The 16,200-nt window shown below is 60.4% G+C and carries 11 protein-coding genes; 4 read left to right on the top strand and 7 right to left on the bottom strand.

Going from position 1 to position 16,200, the window contains the following annotated elements; genetic code table 11:
* Positions 1-204: 204 nt before the first annotated feature.
* The 4 genes from AO353_RS00800 to AO353_RS00785 form a co-directional block, all read right to left on the bottom strand.
* Entirely contained in the window at positions 205-1,875 is a 1,671-nt protein-coding gene (locus tag AO353_RS00800; protein ID WP_054593244.1) for a bifunctional protein-serine/threonine kinase/phosphatase, read from the bottom strand.
* Between the two features lie 7 nt (positions 1,876-1,882).
* A complete protein-coding gene (locus AO353_RS00795; RefSeq protein WP_054593243.1) occupies positions 1,883-3,094 on the bottom strand; it encodes a nitrate/nitrite transporter in 1,212 nt (403 codons plus the stop codon).
* A gap of 379 nt (positions 3,095-3,473) precedes the next feature.
* Positions 3,474-4,049, bottom strand: coding sequence for an ANTAR domain-containing response regulator (locus AO353_RS00790; RefSeq protein ID WP_054593242.1), 576 nt, complete (start codon positions 4,047-4,049; stop codon positions 3,474-3,476).
* Between the two features lie 15 nt (positions 4,050-4,064).
* Positions 4,065-5,276 (bottom strand): CmpA/NrtA family ABC transporter substrate-binding protein, encoded by a 1,212-nt coding sequence (locus tag AO353_RS00785; RefSeq protein ID WP_054598146.1) that lies wholly within the window; start codon positions 5,274-5,276, stop codon positions 4,065-4,067.
* A 393-nt stretch (positions 5,277-5,669) separates the two neighbouring features.
* Here AO353_RS00785 and AO353_RS00780 point away from each other — a divergent pair, with 393 nt between their 5' ends.
* Positions 5,670-6,689 carry a quinone-dependent dihydroorotate dehydrogenase gene (locus tag AO353_RS00780; protein ID WP_054593241.1) on the top strand — a complete coding sequence of 340 codons (1,020 nt, stop codon included), beginning with the start codon at positions 5,670-5,672 and terminating at the stop codon, positions 6,687-6,689.
* 307 nt (positions 6,690-6,996) lie between these two features.
* On the opposite strand, the gene rmf is transcribed toward AO353_RS00780, so the two are convergent.
* Positions 6,997-7,212: a ribosome modulation factor gene (gene rmf / locus AO353_RS29460; protein ID WP_003223300.1), complete on the bottom strand. Its 216-nt coding sequence runs from the start codon at positions 7,210-7,212 to the stop codon at positions 6,997-6,999.
* Positions 7,213-7,757: 545 nt separating this feature from the next.
* Between rmf and rlmKL the strand changes: the two genes are divergently transcribed.
* Both rlmKL and AO353_RS00770 read left to right on the top strand, forming a co-directional pair.
* Positions 7,758-10,028: a bifunctional 23S rRNA (guanine(2069)-N(7))-methyltransferase RlmK/23S rRNA (guanine(2445)-N(2))-methyltransferase RlmL gene (gene rlmKL / locus AO353_RS00775; RefSeq protein ID WP_054593240.1), complete on the top strand. Its 2,271-nt coding sequence runs from the start codon at positions 7,758-7,760 to the stop codon at positions 10,026-10,028.
* Between the two features lie 138 nt (positions 10,029-10,166).
* The gene (locus tag AO353_RS00770) at positions 10,167-12,566 is read left to right on the top strand and encodes a GGDEF domain-containing protein (protein ID WP_054593239.1); all 2,400 of its coding nucleotides are present in this window, start codon (positions 10,167-10,169) and stop codon (positions 12,564-12,566) included.
* Positions 12,567-12,732: 166 nt separating this feature from the next.
* Here the strand turns inward: AO353_RS00770 and dacB are convergent, their stop codons facing one another.
* Positions 12,733-14,193 (bottom strand): D-alanyl-D-alanine carboxypeptidase/D-alanyl-D-alanine-endopeptidase, encoded by a 1,461-nt coding sequence (dacB, locus tag AO353_RS00765; RefSeq protein WP_054593238.1) that lies wholly within the window; start codon positions 14,191-14,193, stop codon positions 12,733-12,735.
* Positions 14,194-14,427: 234 nt separating this feature from the next.
* On the opposite strand from dacB, the gene AO353_RS00760 reads away from it, so the two are divergent.
* Entirely contained in the window at positions 14,428-14,772 is a 345-nt protein-coding gene (locus AO353_RS00760) for a YggL family protein (protein WP_054593237.1), read from the top strand.
* Positions 14,773-14,984: 212 nt separating this feature from the next.
* Here AO353_RS00760 and AO353_RS00755 read toward each other — a convergent pair whose 3' ends face one another.
* Positions 14,985-16,178, bottom strand: a complete 1,194-nt coding sequence (locus tag AO353_RS00755; protein WP_054593236.1) for a benzoate/H(+) symporter BenE family transporter — start codon at positions 16,176-16,178, stop codon at positions 14,985-14,987.
* Positions 16,179-16,200 lie beyond the last annotated feature (22 nt).

Below are 16,200 nucleotides of genomic sequence, written 5' to 3'. Positions count from 1 at the left end.
TGCACCAAATCAAGGCGCGCCGCCCAGTCATGGCGCGGAGAAGACCTGTGGCGAGGGAGCTTGCTCCCGCTCGAGTGCGCAGCACTCGTAAAACCTGAAACCGTGGTCTGCCTGAAACACCGCGATTGAAGGTTTGGGGTCGCTTCGCCCGAGCTCGGACCGACCCGCGGGAGCAAGCTCCCTCGCCACAAGGGGGTGTTTGACTCAGGAATGGAGCAGCAGATACAACAACACCAGATTGATCAACAACGACACCAGCGCCAGGGTCCGCCACACCTTCAACGGTTCACGTTCCAGCAACGGCCTGGGCCGTACACTCAAACTGCGCCGTTCGCCTTGTTCCAGCAGCAGCAACCATTCCTCCGCCGTTTCATAGCGTTGCGCCGGGTCGGCGCACACCGCACGCTCCAGGCTTTGTCCCAGCCAGTCGGGTAAATCCGGCCGATAACGATTGGCGTTGATTGGCAGGCCAAAGCGCGGACGTTGAAAGGCTTCGATTTCGCCGTAGGGATAATGCCCGGTGGCCAGGTAATAAAGCGTCACGCCGACGGCATACAGATCCTGTTGCGGTGTCGGTGGACTCCCGTTGAACGCTTCCGGGGCGATATAACTCGGGGTGCCCGGCAGCGCGTTCGATTGGTCTTCGGATAAACCGGTGCAGTATGCCAGGCCGAAATCCAGCAGCCGTAACTCACCGTCCTCAGACAGCAGCAGGTTTTCCGGTTTGATGTCGCGATGGAAGATCTGCCGCCGATGCAGCATGCCCACCGCCCGCAGCAAACGTTCGGCCAGTTGTTGCCATTGGGGCAGCGGCAACGGGCCGTTTTGCGCGAACAGCTCGGCCAGGGTCACCCCCGGATACTCGCGCATCACGTAATACAGGTGCTGACGTTGCGCCGCCGGGTGAACTTCCGGAAAGCTTCGACCGGCAACGCGCTTGAGAAACCACTCTTCAGAGAGCAGCGCCTGGGCGGCCGTGGTGTCGTTGTTCAACGATGAGGGAAGCGTCTTCAGTAGCCAGGGCTGTTGCTGCCCATCACGAACACGGTAAATCAGTGACTGCTGACTTTGCCCGAGCAGCTTCTCGACGTGCCAGCCCTCGAAGGCCTGACCGGGTTTGAGCGGCGGTGGCAATGGCCATTGCTGCAGCTGGATCAGCGTATCGCCGATGCTCGTTTCGCCGAGGGCGTCGACTCGTACCAGCAGCGCGCTGGCGTTGTCCTGACTGCCGGCCAGGTGAGCGGCGTTGACCAGAGTTTGCGCCGCGCTGTCGAGGTCGGGTTGATCGCGCAGAATGGCCGCGATGGCGGTGTCGCCCAGCGTCGCCCAAACGCCATCGCTCAGCAGGACGAAGCTCTCACCGGCGCGCAATTCACCATCGAGAAAGTCCAGCACCAGATGCTGATCCAGTCCCAATGCGCGCTTGAGCACATGCTGCATCCCCGGTTGTTCCCAGACGTGGTCCTCAGTGATGCGCTGCAACTGGTCGGCGTGCCAGCGATACACCCGACAATCGCCAACATGCGCCAACGTGAAGCGACGACCGCGCAGCACCAGCGCGCTGACGGTGGTGAGCAATGGCTGGCCGCCGCCATTGGCCTGCAACCAGCGATTCTGCGCCAGCAGCAGGCGGTCCAGCGCTTGCGCCACAGCCCAGGTTTGCGGCGTGGCGTAGTAATCGAGGGCCAGGGCCTGCAAGGTTGCCCTGGCTGCGAGCCCGCCATCGGCGCATTGACTGACGCCGTCGGCGATGGCGAACAGAAACCCCTTGCTCGCCGCCAGTTCAGCGGCGGGCGTGACCAGGCGCAGGGCGTCCTGGTTTTCGTCCCGTGGGCCGATGGCGCTGGCCTCGGCGAAGCTCAATTGCAGGCTCATTGGCGCATCATACCCGCGCGGCAGTCACAGCAGCCGAACCCCATGTAGTTCTCCAGCGGCGCTTGACCCCGTGCAGGCCAAACCAGGCCAGGACACCGAGGCTGGCGAACAACCACAAGGCCAGTTGATAGCTACCAGTGCTCTGCTTGATCGCACCCATGCCTGCCGCGAGGGCGAAACCACCGATGCCGCCTGCCATGCCGATCAACCCGGTCATCACGCCGATTTCGCGGCGAAAGCGTTGTGGCACCAGCTGGAACACCGCACCGTTACCCGCGCCAAGGCCGAGCATGGTGCAGACGAACAGTGCCAGCGCAGCGTAAGAGCTGGGCAGGTTGAAACCCACGGCAGCAATGCAGGTCGCGGCCAGCGTGTACATCACCAGTAAGGTGCGAATGCCACCGAAACGATCCGCCAGTGCACCACCGAGTGGCCGCATCAAACTGCCGCCGAACACGCAGGCTGCGGTGTAGTAGCCGGCGGTGACCGGGCTCAGGCCGTATTGGTCGTTGAAGTAGCCGGGCAGGGCGCTGGCCAGGCCGATGAAGCCGCCGAAGGTCACGCTGTAGAAAAACATGAACCACCAGCTGTCGCGGTCACCGAGGGCCTTGAAGTAGTCAGTCATGGATTTGGCTTTCGGCCGTTCAGGTGCGTTTTTCGCCAGCCAGGCGAAGATGATCAGCGTCAGGATCAGCGGGATCAGTGCAAAGCCAAAGACGTTGCTCCAGCCAAACGAGGCCGCCAGCATCGGGGCGATCAGCGCAGCGAATACCGTGCCCGAGTTGCCCGCACCGGCGATGCCCATCGCCTTGCCTTGATGCTGTGGCGGATACCACTGCGAGGCCAGGGGCAGGGCGACCGCGAACGAGGCGCCGGCCATGCCGAGGAACAGGCCCAGCAGCAGCGCTTGTTCGTAGCTGTGGATGCCCAGCTTCCAGGCGCCAAACAGGGCGCAAATCACGATCACTTGACCGATCAGCCCGGCGGTTTTCGGTGACAGACGATCTGCCAGCAGTCCCATCACGAAGCGCAGGAACGCCCCGGCCAGAATCGGCGTGGCCACCACGAGCCCGCGTTGCTGGGTGGTCAGGTGCAAGTCGGCGGCGATCTGCACTGCCAGTGGACCCAGCAGGTACCAGACCATGAAGCTCAGGTCGAAATACAGAAAGGCCGAGAAGAGTGTCGGGGTATGGCCGGATTTCCAGAAGCTTGAATTCATCGCGCACCTCAGCTGTGAAGAGTCTCGAAGGGAGTCATGAGCTTTGCGGTGGCGCGCCGCAACGGCCGCACCACCGGCCCCGGGCTGTGGGGCCAAAACGAAAAAACGCCGCAACCCGCTGCACTTGCGCGAAAGGGGTATGCGACGTCTTTGTCGTAGGTGGGGCAACCGCCGTTGGTTACCTGTGTGGTTTACCTAGCGAGATCTGTGCCAATAACTAGCTATTGTGGCGAGGGAGCTTGCTCCCGTCGGCCGGTCCGCGCTCGGGCGGATCAGTCGTGATCTGGCTGACGGGCTTTAACTGACACTATGCGCTGGCGGGTTTTGGGGGGCGTTTCGCACCCCAGCGGGAGCAAGCTCCCTCGCCACAACGATCGGCTCAGCCCAGCAACTCGCTCATGGCAATGATCTGTTCGGCCACCTGGATCAGTTTCTGCTGACGGCTCATGGCCTGGCGGCGCATCAGGGTGTAGGCCTGTTCTTCATTGCAGTCCTTCATTTTCATCAGCAAGCCCTTGGCCAGTTCAATGCGCTTGCGCTCGGCCAGTTGCTGGTCGCGGGCCTGGAGTTGGGCACGCAAGGCCTGATCGCTTTCAAAGCGTGCCATGGCCACGTCGAGGATCGGTTGCAGGCGCGCGGCATGAATGCCTTCGACGATGTAGGCACTGACGCCGGACTTGATCGCCTGGCGCATCACGTCCGGGTCGTGCTCGTCGGTGAACATCACGATGGGCCGTGGCTGGTCGCGGCTGACCAGCACCACTTGCTCCAGCACATCGCGGCTCGGTGACTCGGTATCGATCAGGATCACGTCCGGACGCACCGTTTCGACGCGCGCAGGCAGGTCGACGGTCAGGCCTGACTCATCGATCACCTCAAACCCGGCTTCGGTCAGCGCGGCCTTGAGCCGCCCGACCTTTTTCGCGGTGTCGTTGATCAGCAGGATACGCAACATATTTGCAGCCTCCTGTCAGCGGCGGGCGAGAAGAGCGGGAGTGTCGGCCATGGCGTGCAGCTTGAAGCTGCGGGCATACGCCGCCGGGTCCGAGCCATTCCATATTTTACCGTCGATCAACTGGCTGCTGCGCATTTCCTGATCCCGGGCCGCGATGCCCAGCGCACTGGCGGCATCGCGATAGACACCAAGTTGCTGGACCTGACGCGCCACCTGCAGATAGTCCGGGTCTTCGCGCAGCAAGCCCCAACGCCGGAATTGAGTCATGAACCACATGCCATCGGAAAGGTACGGCAGGTTGACGTCGCCACCGCCATGGAAGCGCAACGCGTGAGGGTCCTGCCAGCGATTGCCCAGGCCGTCGGCATAATCGCCCAGCAAGCGCGGTTCGATGCAGTCGAGCGGTGCATCCAGGTATTCGGCAGCACTCAACAGTTGCGCGGTGCTGCGGCGGTTTTCCGTGCTTTGTTCAATGAAGCGGCTGGCCTCCAGGACTGCCATGACCAGTGCCCGTGCGGTGTTCGGGTATTGCTCGATGAAGGCGCGGGTGCAGCCGAGGACTTTTTCCGGGTGATCGGGCCAGATGGTCTGGCTTGTCGCCAGGGTGAAGCCGAGGTTCTGCTTCACCGCACTGGCGCTCCAGGGTTCGCCGACGCAGAAACCGTCGATCCGTCCGGCCTGCAAGTGCGCGACCATTTGTGGCGGTGGCACCACGACGCTGTCGACATCCTGCAACGGATGGATGCCCTGGCTCGCCAGCCAGTAATACAACCACATGGCGTGGGTGCCAGTGGGGAAGGTCTGGGCGAAGGTGAGTTTTGGGCGACTTTGGTGCACGTGACGGTCCAGCGCTTCAGGACCGGTCACGCCCAGCGCTTGCAGGCCATGGGAAAGGTTGATGCTCTGGCCGTTCTGGTTCAGCCCCATCAGCACGGCCATGTCCGTCGCGGCGACGCCGCCAATGCCCAGATGCACCGCATAGATCAAACCATAGAGGCTGTGGGCGGCATCCAGTTCACCGCTGACCAGTTTGTCCCGCAGGTTGGCCCACGACGACTGGCGCTTTAGGTTCAGGGTCAACCCGTAGGGTTGGGCGAAGCCCTGAGTCGCCGCAACCACTACGGATGCACAGTCGCTCAGGGCCATGAAACCGAGGTTGATCGCGGTCTTTTCCGGGGCATCGCTGCCATTGACCCAGGCCAGCGGTCCTGCTTCAGGTTCAGTCATCACATAAGCACCTTGCATGAAAAAAGCGCCGTACCCAGGCCCCAAGTGCAAACCAGGCCAGGTGACGACGCCGTTGTCCTTTTTAATCGTTACCTGGCACGCATCCCGCCATTGGCATGGGTGCCGATGTCAGTACCAGTGCAAGGCATATGCCATGCAGGCCGTGTGAAAACTACTGCACTCGACAATCCTGCGTTAAAAACAGGCTCGGAATGCTCATTTACAACCCGTAAACTCCGCTTCCTCGCCTGTTTTTGCCTTGTCTTGCCTTCGCTCGCTACGTTTTCACACGGCCTGCACTGATGGCTGATTTCATCACGCACCTCGCTTGCGACCCCGATGCACGGCTATAATCGCCGCCTTATTTCGCCGCCAACCGAGTCAAATCCGCCCATGTATACCCTGGCCCGCCAACTGTTGTTCAAACTCTCCCCGGAAACCTCCCACGATCTGTCCCTGGACCTGATCGGCGCAGGTGGGCGTTTGGGTCTCAATGGCTTGCTGTGCAAGGCGCCAGCGCAGTTGCCAGTGAATGTCATGGGCCTGGACTTTCCAAACCCGGTGGGGCTGGCGGCCGGTCTGGACAAGAACGGCGCAGCGATCGATGGGTTTGCGCAATTGGGTTTTGGCTTCGTTGAAATCGGCACCATCACCCCGCGTCCGCAACCGGGCAATCCAAAGCCACGGATTTTCCGCTTGCCGCAAGCCGAGGCGATCATCAACCGCATGGGGTTCAACAACCTCGGCGTCGATCATCTGCTGGCGCGTGTGGCAGCGGCCAAATACAAGGGCGTGCTGGGGATCAACATCGGCAAGAACTTCGATACGCCGGTTGAGCGTGCGGTCGACGACTACCTGATCTGCCTGGACAAGGTTTACGCCCACGCCAGTTACGTGACGGTCAACGTCAGCTCGCCGAACACTCCGGGCCTGCGCAGCCTGCAGTTTGGCGATTCGCTCAAGCAACTGCTCGAAGCCTTGCGTCAGCGTCAGGAAGATCTGGCTCAACGCCACGGCAAGCGTGTACCGCTGGCGATCAAGATTGCACCGGACATGACTGACGAAGAAACCGTTCAGGTGGCACAAGCGCTGATCGACACCGGGATGGACGCGGTAATTGCGACCAACACCACCCTGAGCCGCGTAGGCGTCGAAGGCATGGAATACGGTGACGAGGCGGGCGGCTTGTCCGGCGCTCCGGTGCGCGACAAGAGCACTCACACGGTCAAGGTGTTGGCAGCCGAGTTGGCCGGGCGTTTGCCGATCATCGCGGTGGGCGGTATTACCGAAGGCAAGCACGCGGCTGAGAAAATCGCTGCGGGCGCCAGTCTGGTGCAGCTGTATTCGGGCTTCATTTACAAAGGCCCTGCGTTGATTCGCGAATCGGTGGATGCCATCGCCGCCCTGAGATAACCCCAACCCACGTGGCGAGAGGCCTTTGTGGCGAGGGAGCTTGCTCCCGCTGGGCAGCGAAGCGGCCCTAAAATCAGCAAATGCGGTGCATCAGGAATAACGCGGTGTCTGGATAGGGGCCGCTTCGCTGCCCAGCGGGAGCAAGCTCCCTCGCCACACAGTATTTCATCGTTGGTTTTGAGTTGATTGCAGGCATAAAAAAGGGCTCCTCGAAGGAGCCCCTGGGCCGAAGCCCGCCGTCCGGAGAGGACGTGCGTGGTTAAGTCGTTACCTATTCAGATTTTCGTGTCGGAGTGTGTGCCCTGTTTTAGCCGACGGCGTGAAGTTCGTTGAGTCTATGGATTCCCGCAGTGCCGGTCATACCGTCCCAGTTGTCGCCGCGTCCTTCTCGCCAGCCGTTGATCCAGGCTTGGCGTACCGACGGTAGAGTAAAGGGGCAAAGCTCACGGGATTTTCCACCAACGCCATATTGATATCCGCGCAAAAATGCTCTTTCCAACGGATCACGCTTAAGTCTTCTCATAGGGTGTTTCCCTCACTTGTTGACTGTATTTGTCGCGTCGACCTCGATTGAGGTCAGGCAGAAAAATTTCTGCCGTTGGTGGCTCGCTGCCGGCGTCACGAGCCAAGGTGTTGACGTCGTTGCGGCGTCAACCTGTGTTGAGTTCTAACCAATGCGTCACATCGAGGGAATGATCGTTTTGTCATAAGGACGTAACGATAATGATGCTAAGGCCATAAGTAACACGATGTAATTCCCGTGTTCATTGACCAAAGCTCGCTATGATCAGCCTTTCACTGGATGATGAGGCTAATGATTGAGTAAAAATGTCCACCCGTTGCACTCGGGTACTATTCGACGAAGGGTCGAGTTATGACATTTTGTTGCACAGAATTTTTTATCTGCCCTGGCATCTAAGCTCATTCAACCGGTTGGTTGGGTGAGCGGCCAGGGTGGGGCGGCACACTTTCGTGCCACGCGAGCGCTCTTCAAGAAAAGCGCTTGATTGAAAACCGAGCGGTCAATGCGTTGCCCGTTCACTTATTGCTAAAGGCCCTGGAACTCCCATGTCGGATCGTTACGAACTCTTCCTCACTTGCCCCAAGGGCCTCGAAGGCCTGCTGATCGAGGAAGCCGTCGGGCTTGGCCTTGAGGAAGCGCGCGAGCACACGTCGGCTGTGCGCGGCATGGCCGACATGGAAACGGCTTATCGCTTGTGCCTGTGGTCGCGTCTGGCTAACCGGGTGCTGCTGGTGCTCAAGCGTTTTCCGATGAAGGATGCCGAAGACCTGTACCACGGCGTGCTGGATATCGAGTGGCAAGACCACATGCTCAATGACGGCACCCTGGCCGTCGAATTCAGCGGTCACGGCTCGGGCATCGACAACACGCACTTTGGCGCCCTGAAAGTGAAGGACGCCATCGTCGACAAGCTGCGCACCCCATCGGGTGAGCGTCCGTCCATCGACAAGCTCAATCCGGACCTGCGCATTCACCTGCGCCTGGACCGTGGCGAAGCGATTCTGTCCCTCGATCTCTCCGGCCACAGCCTGCACCAGCGTGGTTACCGCCTGCAGCAAGGGGCGGCACCGCTGAAGGAAAACCTCGCGGCAGCGATTCTGATCCGCTCCGGCTGGCCGCGCATTGCGGCTGAAGGCGGCGCCCTGGCTGACCCGATGTGCGGTGTCGGTACATTCCTCGTCGAAGCCGCGATGATCGCCGCCGACATGGCGCCGAACCTGCGTCGCGAGCAGTGGGGCTTCACCGCCTGGCTCGGTCACGTGCCGGCGCTGTGGAAAAAACTTCACGAAGAAGCCGTCGCCCGCGCCGCTGCCGGCCTGGCCAAGCCGCCGCTGTGGATTCGCGGTTACGAAGCCGACCCAAGGCTGATTCAACCGGGGCGTAATAACGTCGAGCGCGCAGGCCTGAGTGAGTGGATCAAGATCTACCAGGGCGAAGTCGCAACCTTCGAGCCGCGTCCGGACCAGAACCAGAAAGGCCTGGTGATCTGCAACCCTCCGTACGGCGAGCGTCTGGGCGACGAGGCAAGCTTGCTCTATCTCTACCAGAACCTCGGCGAGCGTCTGCGCCAGGCCTGCCTGAACTGGGAAGCGGCGGTGTTCACCGGCGCACCGGACCTGGGCAAGCGCATGGGGATTCGCAGCCACAAACAGTATTCGTTCTGGAACGGCGCCTTGCCGTGCAAATTGCTGTTGATCAAAGTACTGCCGGACCAGTTCGTCACAGGGGAGCGTCGTACCCCGGAGCAGCGTCAGGCCGAACGTGAGCAGGCGGCCTACGATCAGTCGCCGGCCGAGCCGCAAGAGCGCCAGTACAACAAGAACGGCAACCCGATCAAACCTGCACCGGCGCCGGCTCCCGTTATTGAACAGCCACGTCTGAGCGAAGGCGGGCAGATGTTTGCCAACCGCCTGCAAAAAAACCTCAAGGCGCTGGGCAAGTGGGTCAAGCGTGAAGGTATCGACTGCTACCGTGTCTACGATGCCGACATGCCGGAATACTCCATGGCCATCGACCTGTATCACGACTGGGTTCACGTTCAGGAATATGCGGCGCCGAAATCGATCGATCCGGAAAAAGCCTCGGCACGGATGTTCGATGCGCTGGCAGCCATTCCGCAGGCCTTGAACATCGACAAAAACCGCGTGGTCGTCAAACGTCGCGAGCGTCAGAGCGGCACCAAGCAGTACGAGCGCCAGAGCGCGCAGGGCAAGTTCACCGAGGTGAACGAAGGCGGCGTGAAGTTGCTGGTCAACCTGACCGACTACCTCGACACCGGCCTGTTCCTGGATCACCGTCCAATGCGTCTGCGGATTCAGAAAGAGGCGGCCGGCAAGCGCTTCCTCAACCTGTATTGCTACACCGCGACGGCCAGTGTTCATGCAGCCAAGGGTGGCGCACGCAGCACCACCAGCGTCGACCTGTCGAAAACTTACCTCGATTGGGCGCGACGCAACCTGTCGCTGAACGGTTTCTCCGACAAGAACCGTCTGGAGCAGGGCGACGTGATGGCCTGGCTGGAAGCCAACCGTGACGAGTTCGACATGATCTTTATCGATCCGCCGACTTTCTCCAACTCCAAGCGCATGGAAGGCATCTTCGACGTGCAGCGTGACCATGTGCAGTTGCTGGACCTGGCCATGGCCCGTCTGGCGCCGGGTGGCGTGCTGTATTTCTCCAATAACTTCCGCAAGTTCCAGCTCGAAGAAAACCTCACGGCGCGTTATGCCGTCGAGGAGATCACCGCACAAACCATCGACCCGGACTTTGCCCGTAACGGCAAGATCCATCGCGCCTGGAAAATCATGGCGCGCTAAGGCCTGATTGGATCCGCAGAGCCTTGATTTTTCGAGGTTCTGTGGTGTTTTTGCGCTGGCTAATCTAATGGCTAATAGCTATAACTTCACTCAAAGCCAAGGTGACGCCTAAGCACGCCGGCGTTTTGAGTTTCGCTTATGCCGTTGCACGCCGTACGACCCAAGATCCTGGGCTTGATCAGTGAAGATGTTTCGGCCTGGCTCGTTGCGCTGCTGGTGTTGCTGGCCGGGGGCGTACTGACGGGGCTGCTCGCCTGGGCCAGCTTCAATGCGCAGCATCAGCAGATGGCGCAGCGTTTCCAAATGCTGGTCAACGAACGCAAGAGCCGGATTACCGAGCGTTTCGACGATCAGGAGCAGCGCCTTGATAGCCTGCGGCGATTCTTCGTCAACTCCGAGTCGGTTTCCCGTGAAGAGTTCGACGGCTTTACCAAAGCACTGTTACACAGGACTCAGGCCTACGCCTGGGCGCCGCTGGTTGCCCGCAGTGAGCGTTCCGCGTTTGAGCAACGGGTGCGCGAACAAGGTAAAGCAGGATTTTCCATCCGCGATCTGACACCTTCCGCAGAGCTGCAACCTGCCGCCTTGCGCGATGAATACGCGCCGGTGTTGTACAGCCAGGCGCTAGGCTCAAAAGCCGCGCCGCTGGGTTTTGATATGCTCTCGGAACCGACACGTCGGGCAACGCTGGAAAGGGCCCGCACCCTCAACGCGATGGCGGTGTCCGAGCCCACGCTGCTGATTGGCGTCGATCCTGAATATGCCCATGGCGTGCTGCTGGTCGAGCCGGTTTTGCGCGATACCGCAGCGTCAGCTCATGACGCTACGCCCCTTGGTTATGTGCTGGCAGTGATCAGCATGCGTCAGTTGGTAGTCGATGGTTTTCCGTTGCCCGGGCAGGACAACCTTGTGGTGCAGATTCGTGATCGGGCACAGGGCGCTCAGGCGCAAGCGCTCTACGAATCTACCAACCCGGTGGCGAATCAGCCGCTGCATTACAGCTCGATGTTGCGACTGGGCGAACATGTCTACGATCTCGATATTCGTACCAGCCGCGTGTTTGAACATGCCACTCATTCGGCGGTTGCCAGCCTGATCGTGATGGGGACGCTGTTGAGCGTGCTGCTCAGTGCCTTGCTCTACATTCTGGTCAGTCAACGGCAACGAGCGCTGGCGCTGGTCGAGCAGCGTACCCGCGAGTTGCGCCTGCGAGAGCAGGAGTTGAGCGGCGCTCATGGTCAATTGCGCGGGGTGCTGGCCGCGGCGACCCAAGTGGCGGTGATTGCCACCAACCTGCGCGGTGTGATCACAACGTTCAATGCCGGTGCCGAGCATATGCTCGGCTATCGCAGTGTCGATGTGTTGGGACAGGCGACCCTGGAAAGCCTGCATCTGCCCGCCGAGCTGGAAGCGCGAGCGGTGGAACTCAGTCAGCGTTACTGCAAGCCGGTGCCGGGCTGTCAGGCGATGCTGGTGGAAGGTGGCAAAGCGGGCGGGCATGAAGCGCGTGAATGGACTTTAGTGCGCCAGGACGGCAGCCATCTGACGGTGAACATGCTCGCCACCGCGGTGCTTGATGAGCAGGGGCTGTGGGTCGGGAATCTGGCGATCTGCATCGACATTACCGAGCGCAAGCGCGTGCATGAAGCGTTGGCCGCGCGCGATTTACTGCTCAAGAAACTCAGCGCTCATGTGCCGGGCGGCATTTATCAATTCAAGATGGCGGCAGACGGGCTCTTCAGTGTGATCTATGCCAGTGATGGCATTCGCGATATTTACGAAATCGACCCGGACGTACTGCAACAGAACGCCGAGGCTATTTTCGAGCGGATCCATCCGCAGGATGTCGCTCGGGTGCGTGCCTCGATCCGGGTCTCTTCGTTAAAGCTCAGCCCGTGGCGCGAAGAGTACCGCGTTCAGTTGCCGGTCCGTGGTCTGCGTTGGGTACGCGGTGAGGCAACGCCGGAAGAGCTGCCCGGCGGCGGGGTGTTGTGGCATGGCTACATTTCGGATATTTCCGACCTCAAGCGGGTCGAGGAAGAGCTGCGCGCCTTGTCGGTGACCGACTCGCTGACCGGCATTCACAATCGACGTTATTTCCAGGAGCGGTTGACCATGGAAATGGCCCGCGTCGAGCGAGGTGTCGGGGACTTGGCGGTGATCATGCTGGATATCGATCACTTCAAGCGCATCAATGATGTGTACGGCCACGCGGCCGGCGATCGGGTGTTGCAGGCGATCTGTCAGCGCATTCGCCAACGCTTGCGGCGCACCGATGTGTTCTGTCGCCTGGGAGGCGAGGAGTTCATGGTGTTGTGTCCGGACACCGACGGGCAGCATGCCCATACGTTGGCCGTCGAGCTATGGCAGAGCTTGCGCAATACGCCTATCGAGGGCCTGGGCACGGTGACTGCCAGCTTTGGTATCGCCAGTTGGCGTTCCGGGGAGGGGGCTGATGCCTTGCTATTGCGCGCTGACTCGGGGGTTTATGCGGCGAAGCAGGCCGGGCGGGATCGGGTTGAGATGGAACTGGTGTAGACCGGTTCAGGTTTGTGTGGCGAGGAAGCTTGCTCCCGCTGGGGCGCGAAGCGGCCCGGAAGGCGATGATCGAGTTGGGTCAGATGTATCTGATTTGTTGATTTTGCGGCTGCTGCGCAACCGAGCCGGGAGCAAGCTCCCTCGCCACAGTTGCGCAGTGTTTAAGTTAAAGCGCCGACTCGGCCGTTGCCAGTTTCGGCTGGCGGTACAGGTCCAGCAGCACCTGATCGAGCACCGTATGCGCACCAAAAGGTGCCGGATCGTTGAGGATCGCAACCACTGCCCAAGTGTTGCCATTGTCGTCGCGGCTGTAACCGGCGATAGCGCGCACGGTGTTCAGGGTGCCGGTCTTGACGTGTGCTTCACCCCGCATCGCGGTGGTCTTGAGGCGTTTGCGCATGGTGCCGTCCATGCCGCTGATCGGCAGCGAGCTGACGAACTCGGCCGAGTACGGGCTTCTCCAGGCAGCCTGCAGCATGCTCGCCATTTCACGGGCGCTGACCCGTTCGGCACGCGACAGGCCCGAGCCGTTCTCCATCACCAGGTGCGGCGCGGTGATGCCTTTCTTCGCCAGCCATTGACGCACTACGCGTTGTGCGGCTTTTGCATCGTCAGCATCGGCGTCGGTGCGGTATTTCGCGCCCAGGCTGAGGAACAGCTGCTGAGCCATGGTGTTGTTACTGTATTTGTTGATATCGCGGATGATTTCCGCCAGGTCCGGCGAGAACGCCCGCGCCAGTACCTTGGCATCCTTTGGTACGGCGGCCAGACGATCCTTGCCCTGGATGCTGCCACCCAGTTCCTGCCAGATTGCCCGTACGGCGCCGGCGGTGTAGGTCGCATGATCGAGCAGCGAAAGGTACGTCTGCGAGCTGCAGCCGTCGGCCAACTGGCCTGCAACGGTCACGCTCACGCTGCCGTCGGCCTGGGTTACCGGGTTGTAGCGCACGCCCCCGGAACACTGTTTGCCGCTAAGCGCTTTGACCTGGTTGTCGATGCGAATACTGGCGATCGGTGGTTCGACCGACACCAGCACCTTGCCCGAGTCGTTGCGAGCTACGAAGCGCAAGGCCTTGAGGTTGACCATCAGCGCGTCGGGCTTGACCAGGAACGGCTTGTTCTCGTCTTTACCATCGTCATTGAATTCGGGAAGTTGCGGCTGGACGAAGAAGCTGCGATCCAGCACCAGGTCACCGGTAACTTGCTGCACGCCATTGGCTCGCAGGTCACGCATCAGCAGCCAGAGTTTTTCCATGTTCAGCTTTGGGTCGCCGCCACCCTTGAGGTACAGGTTGCCGTGCAGGATGCCGCCATTGAGGGTGCCGTCGGTGTAGAACTCGGTTTTCCACTGGTGGTTCGGGCCAAGCATTTCCAGCGCGGCGTAGGTAGTGACCAGTTTCATGGTCGAGGCCGGATTGACTGAAACGTCAGCGTTGAAAACGGTCGGTGTGCCTGGGCCGTTGAGTGGAATCATCACCAGCGATAGGGCGTTGTCCTGCAGCTTGCTGGCTTTGAGTGCTTTTTCAACGCTGGGTGGCAGGGTGGTGTTGACCGGGGCAGCGGAAACAGGGAAGGCCAGCGGTACAAGCAGGCTGGCGAGAAGCAATGGACGCAAAGATTTGATCATCTGAAATAAAACCCTACTGCCGAGGGGGAAAAAGATGAGGGCATGAGAATAAATTCCCTCGGTGGTCGCGAAAGTGTCGGCATTATGCCCCAAGGAGTAGCGGCTTGTGCCGTATCCAAAGGGCCGAATCCGCTATTTTTTTACCGGCGGTAGGCGCAAGCCGCCAGAGAATCGGGCAAACCACGGCTTAAACTGCTAAAGTGCCGCCCGTTATTACTTTTGAGGATTGTTCCAATGGCGACTAACCGTTCCCAGCGTCTGCGCAAAAAACTCTGCGTCGATGAATTTCAAGAGCTGGGTTTCGAACTGAACCTGGATTTCAAAGAAGATCTGGCTGATGAGGCTGTTGACGCTTTCCTCGACGCGTTTCTGAAAGAAGCCATGGAAGCTAACGGCCTCGGCTACGTTGGCGGCGACGACTACGGTCTGGTTTGCCTGCAAAAACGTGGCTCGGTCAGCGCTGAACAACGCGCCGCCGTTGAAGCCTGGCTGAAAGCCCGCACCGAGCTGACCAGCGTAGAAGTCAGCCCGTTGCTGGACGTTTGGTACCCGGAAAAGCCGATCAATCCGGTAGCCTGATGTTCTGAACCAGCGACCCGTTCGGGTCGCTGGTTTGCTGTCCCCGTACAGCGTTTCGTTTTTCCCCTTTATTGAATGATGCCTTGGGGCTGATTCCCGGGATTTTGTGTGCCTGCCAGATCGCTATCGCGGGCAAGCCTTGCTCCTACAGATGTATGCGGATAGTCGGCTCGGCTCTGAACCTGTAGGAGCAAGGCTTGCCCGCGATGCTTTTAAGGGGCATTGCGCCAATTCAGAATCATTAACGTAATCACCCCCGCCACAATTCCCCAAAATGCCGAGCCAATGGAAAACAGCGTCAGCCCCGACGCAGTGACCATAAAGGTGATCAATGCCGCTTCACGTTCCTTCACTTGCGCCATAGCGATGCTTAAGCCGTTGATGATTGAGCCGAATAGCGCCAGCGCGGCAATCGACAGCACCAGCTCTTTTGGCAAGGCGGCGAACAGCGCTGCGAGCGTTGCGCCAAAGACCCCGGCAATCCCGTAGAAAATCCCGCACCAGACGGCCGCGGTGTAACGCTTGTTGCGATCTTCATGGGCATGTGGCCCGGTGCAGATGGCGGCACTGATCGCTGCCAGGTTGATCCCGTGGGAGCCAAATGGCGCCAGCAACAGTGAGGCGATGCCGGTGGTGGTGATCAGCGGCGAGGCCGGCACGTTGTAGCCATCTGCGCGTAACACGGCGATGCCGGGCATGTTCTGCGAGGTCATGGCCACCACGAACAATGGAATGCCGATGCTGATGGTCGCCGCGAGGGAGAAGTGCGGGGTGGTCCAGACCGGGGTGGCCACTTCCAGATGAAAACCGCTGAAATCCAGCAGGCCCATGACGCCGGACAATGCAGTGCCGATCAGCAACGCCGCCAGCACCGCATAACGCGGCGACAGGCGCTTGACCACCAGGTAGGTGAAAAACATCCCCAATACCAGGCCCGTGCGGTGCTGGGCGGCGACGAAAATTTCGCTACCGATCTTGAACAGAATCCCCGCCAGCAACGCCGCCGCCAGTGACGCGGGAATGCGTTTGACCAGACGTTCGAAGCTGCCGGTCATGCCGCAAAGAGTGACGAGCACGGCGCAAGTGATGTAGGCGCCAATCGCCTCGCCGTAGGTCACGCCCGATAAGCTGGTGATCAGCAGCGCCGCGCCGGGCGTCGACCAGGCGATGGTGATCGGTGTGCGATAACGCAAGGACAAACTGATCGAGCACACGGCCATTCCAATCGAAATCGCCCAGATCCACGATGAAATTTGCCCGCTGGTCAGGCCCGCCGCCTGGCCGGCCTGGAACATCAGCACCAGTGAGCTGGTGTAGCCGGTCATCATGGCAATAAAACCGGCGACGATGGCCGAAGGTGAAGTGTCGGCCAATGGGCGAAGTTGCGCGTGAGTGGCGTCGGTCATGGCGCAGTGTTCCTTGTTCTTG

The sequence above is a fragment of the Pseudomonas fluorescens genome, assembly GCF_001307155.1.
Taxonomy (GTDB): domain Bacteria; phylum Pseudomonadota; class Gammaproteobacteria; order Pseudomonadales; family Pseudomonadaceae; genus Aquipseudomonas; species Aquipseudomonas helvetica.
The sequence above is the reverse complement of the archived record's forward strand: the minus strand, read 5'-3'. Positions and strand labels throughout refer to the sequence as shown.

What these genes read in the sequence shown, in the direction of transcription:
- rmf (WP_003223300.1), bottom strand. Translation starts at nt 7,212, where the DNA reads ATGAGAAGACTTAAGCGTGATCCGTTGGAAAGAGCATTTTTGCGCGGA.
- dacB (WP_054593238.1), bottom strand. Translation starts at nt 14,193, where the DNA reads ATGATCAAATCTTTGCGTCCATTGCTTCTCGCCAGCCTGCTTGTACCG.
- AO353_RS00760 (WP_054593237.1), top strand. Translation starts at nt 14,428, where the DNA reads ATGGCGACTAACCGTTCCCAGCGTCTGCGCAAAAAACTCTGCGTCGAT.
- AO353_RS00770 (WP_054593239.1), top strand. Translation starts at nt 10,167, where the DNA reads ATGCCGTTGCACGCCGTACGACCCAAGATCCTGGGCTTGATCAGTGAA.
- AO353_RS00755 (WP_054593236.1), bottom strand. Translation starts at nt 16,178, where the DNA reads ATGACCGACGCCACTCACGCGCAACTTCGCCCATTGGCCGACACTTCA.
- AO353_RS00780 (WP_054593241.1), top strand. Translation starts at nt 5,670, where the DNA reads ATGTATACCCTGGCCCGCCAACTGTTGTTCAAACTCTCCCCGGAAACC.
- AO353_RS00790 (WP_054593242.1), bottom strand. Translation starts at nt 4,049, where the DNA reads ATGTTGCGTATCCTGCTGATCAACGACACCGCGAAAAAGGTCGGGCGG.
- AO353_RS00785 (WP_054598146.1), bottom strand. Translation starts at nt 5,276, where the DNA reads ATGACTGAACCTGAAGCAGGACCGCTGGCCTGGGTCAATGGCAGCGAT.
- AO353_RS00795 (WP_054593243.1), bottom strand. Translation starts at nt 3,094, where the DNA reads ATGAATTCAAGCTTCTGGAAATCCGGCCATACCCCGACACTCTTCTCG.
- AO353_RS00800 (WP_054593244.1), bottom strand. Translation starts at nt 1,875, where the DNA reads ATGAGCCTGCAATTGAGCTTCGCCGAGGCCAGCGCCATCGGCCCACGG.
- rlmKL (WP_054593240.1), top strand. Translation starts at nt 7,758, where the DNA reads ATGTCGGATCGTTACGAACTCTTCCTCACTTGCCCCAAGGGCCTCGAA.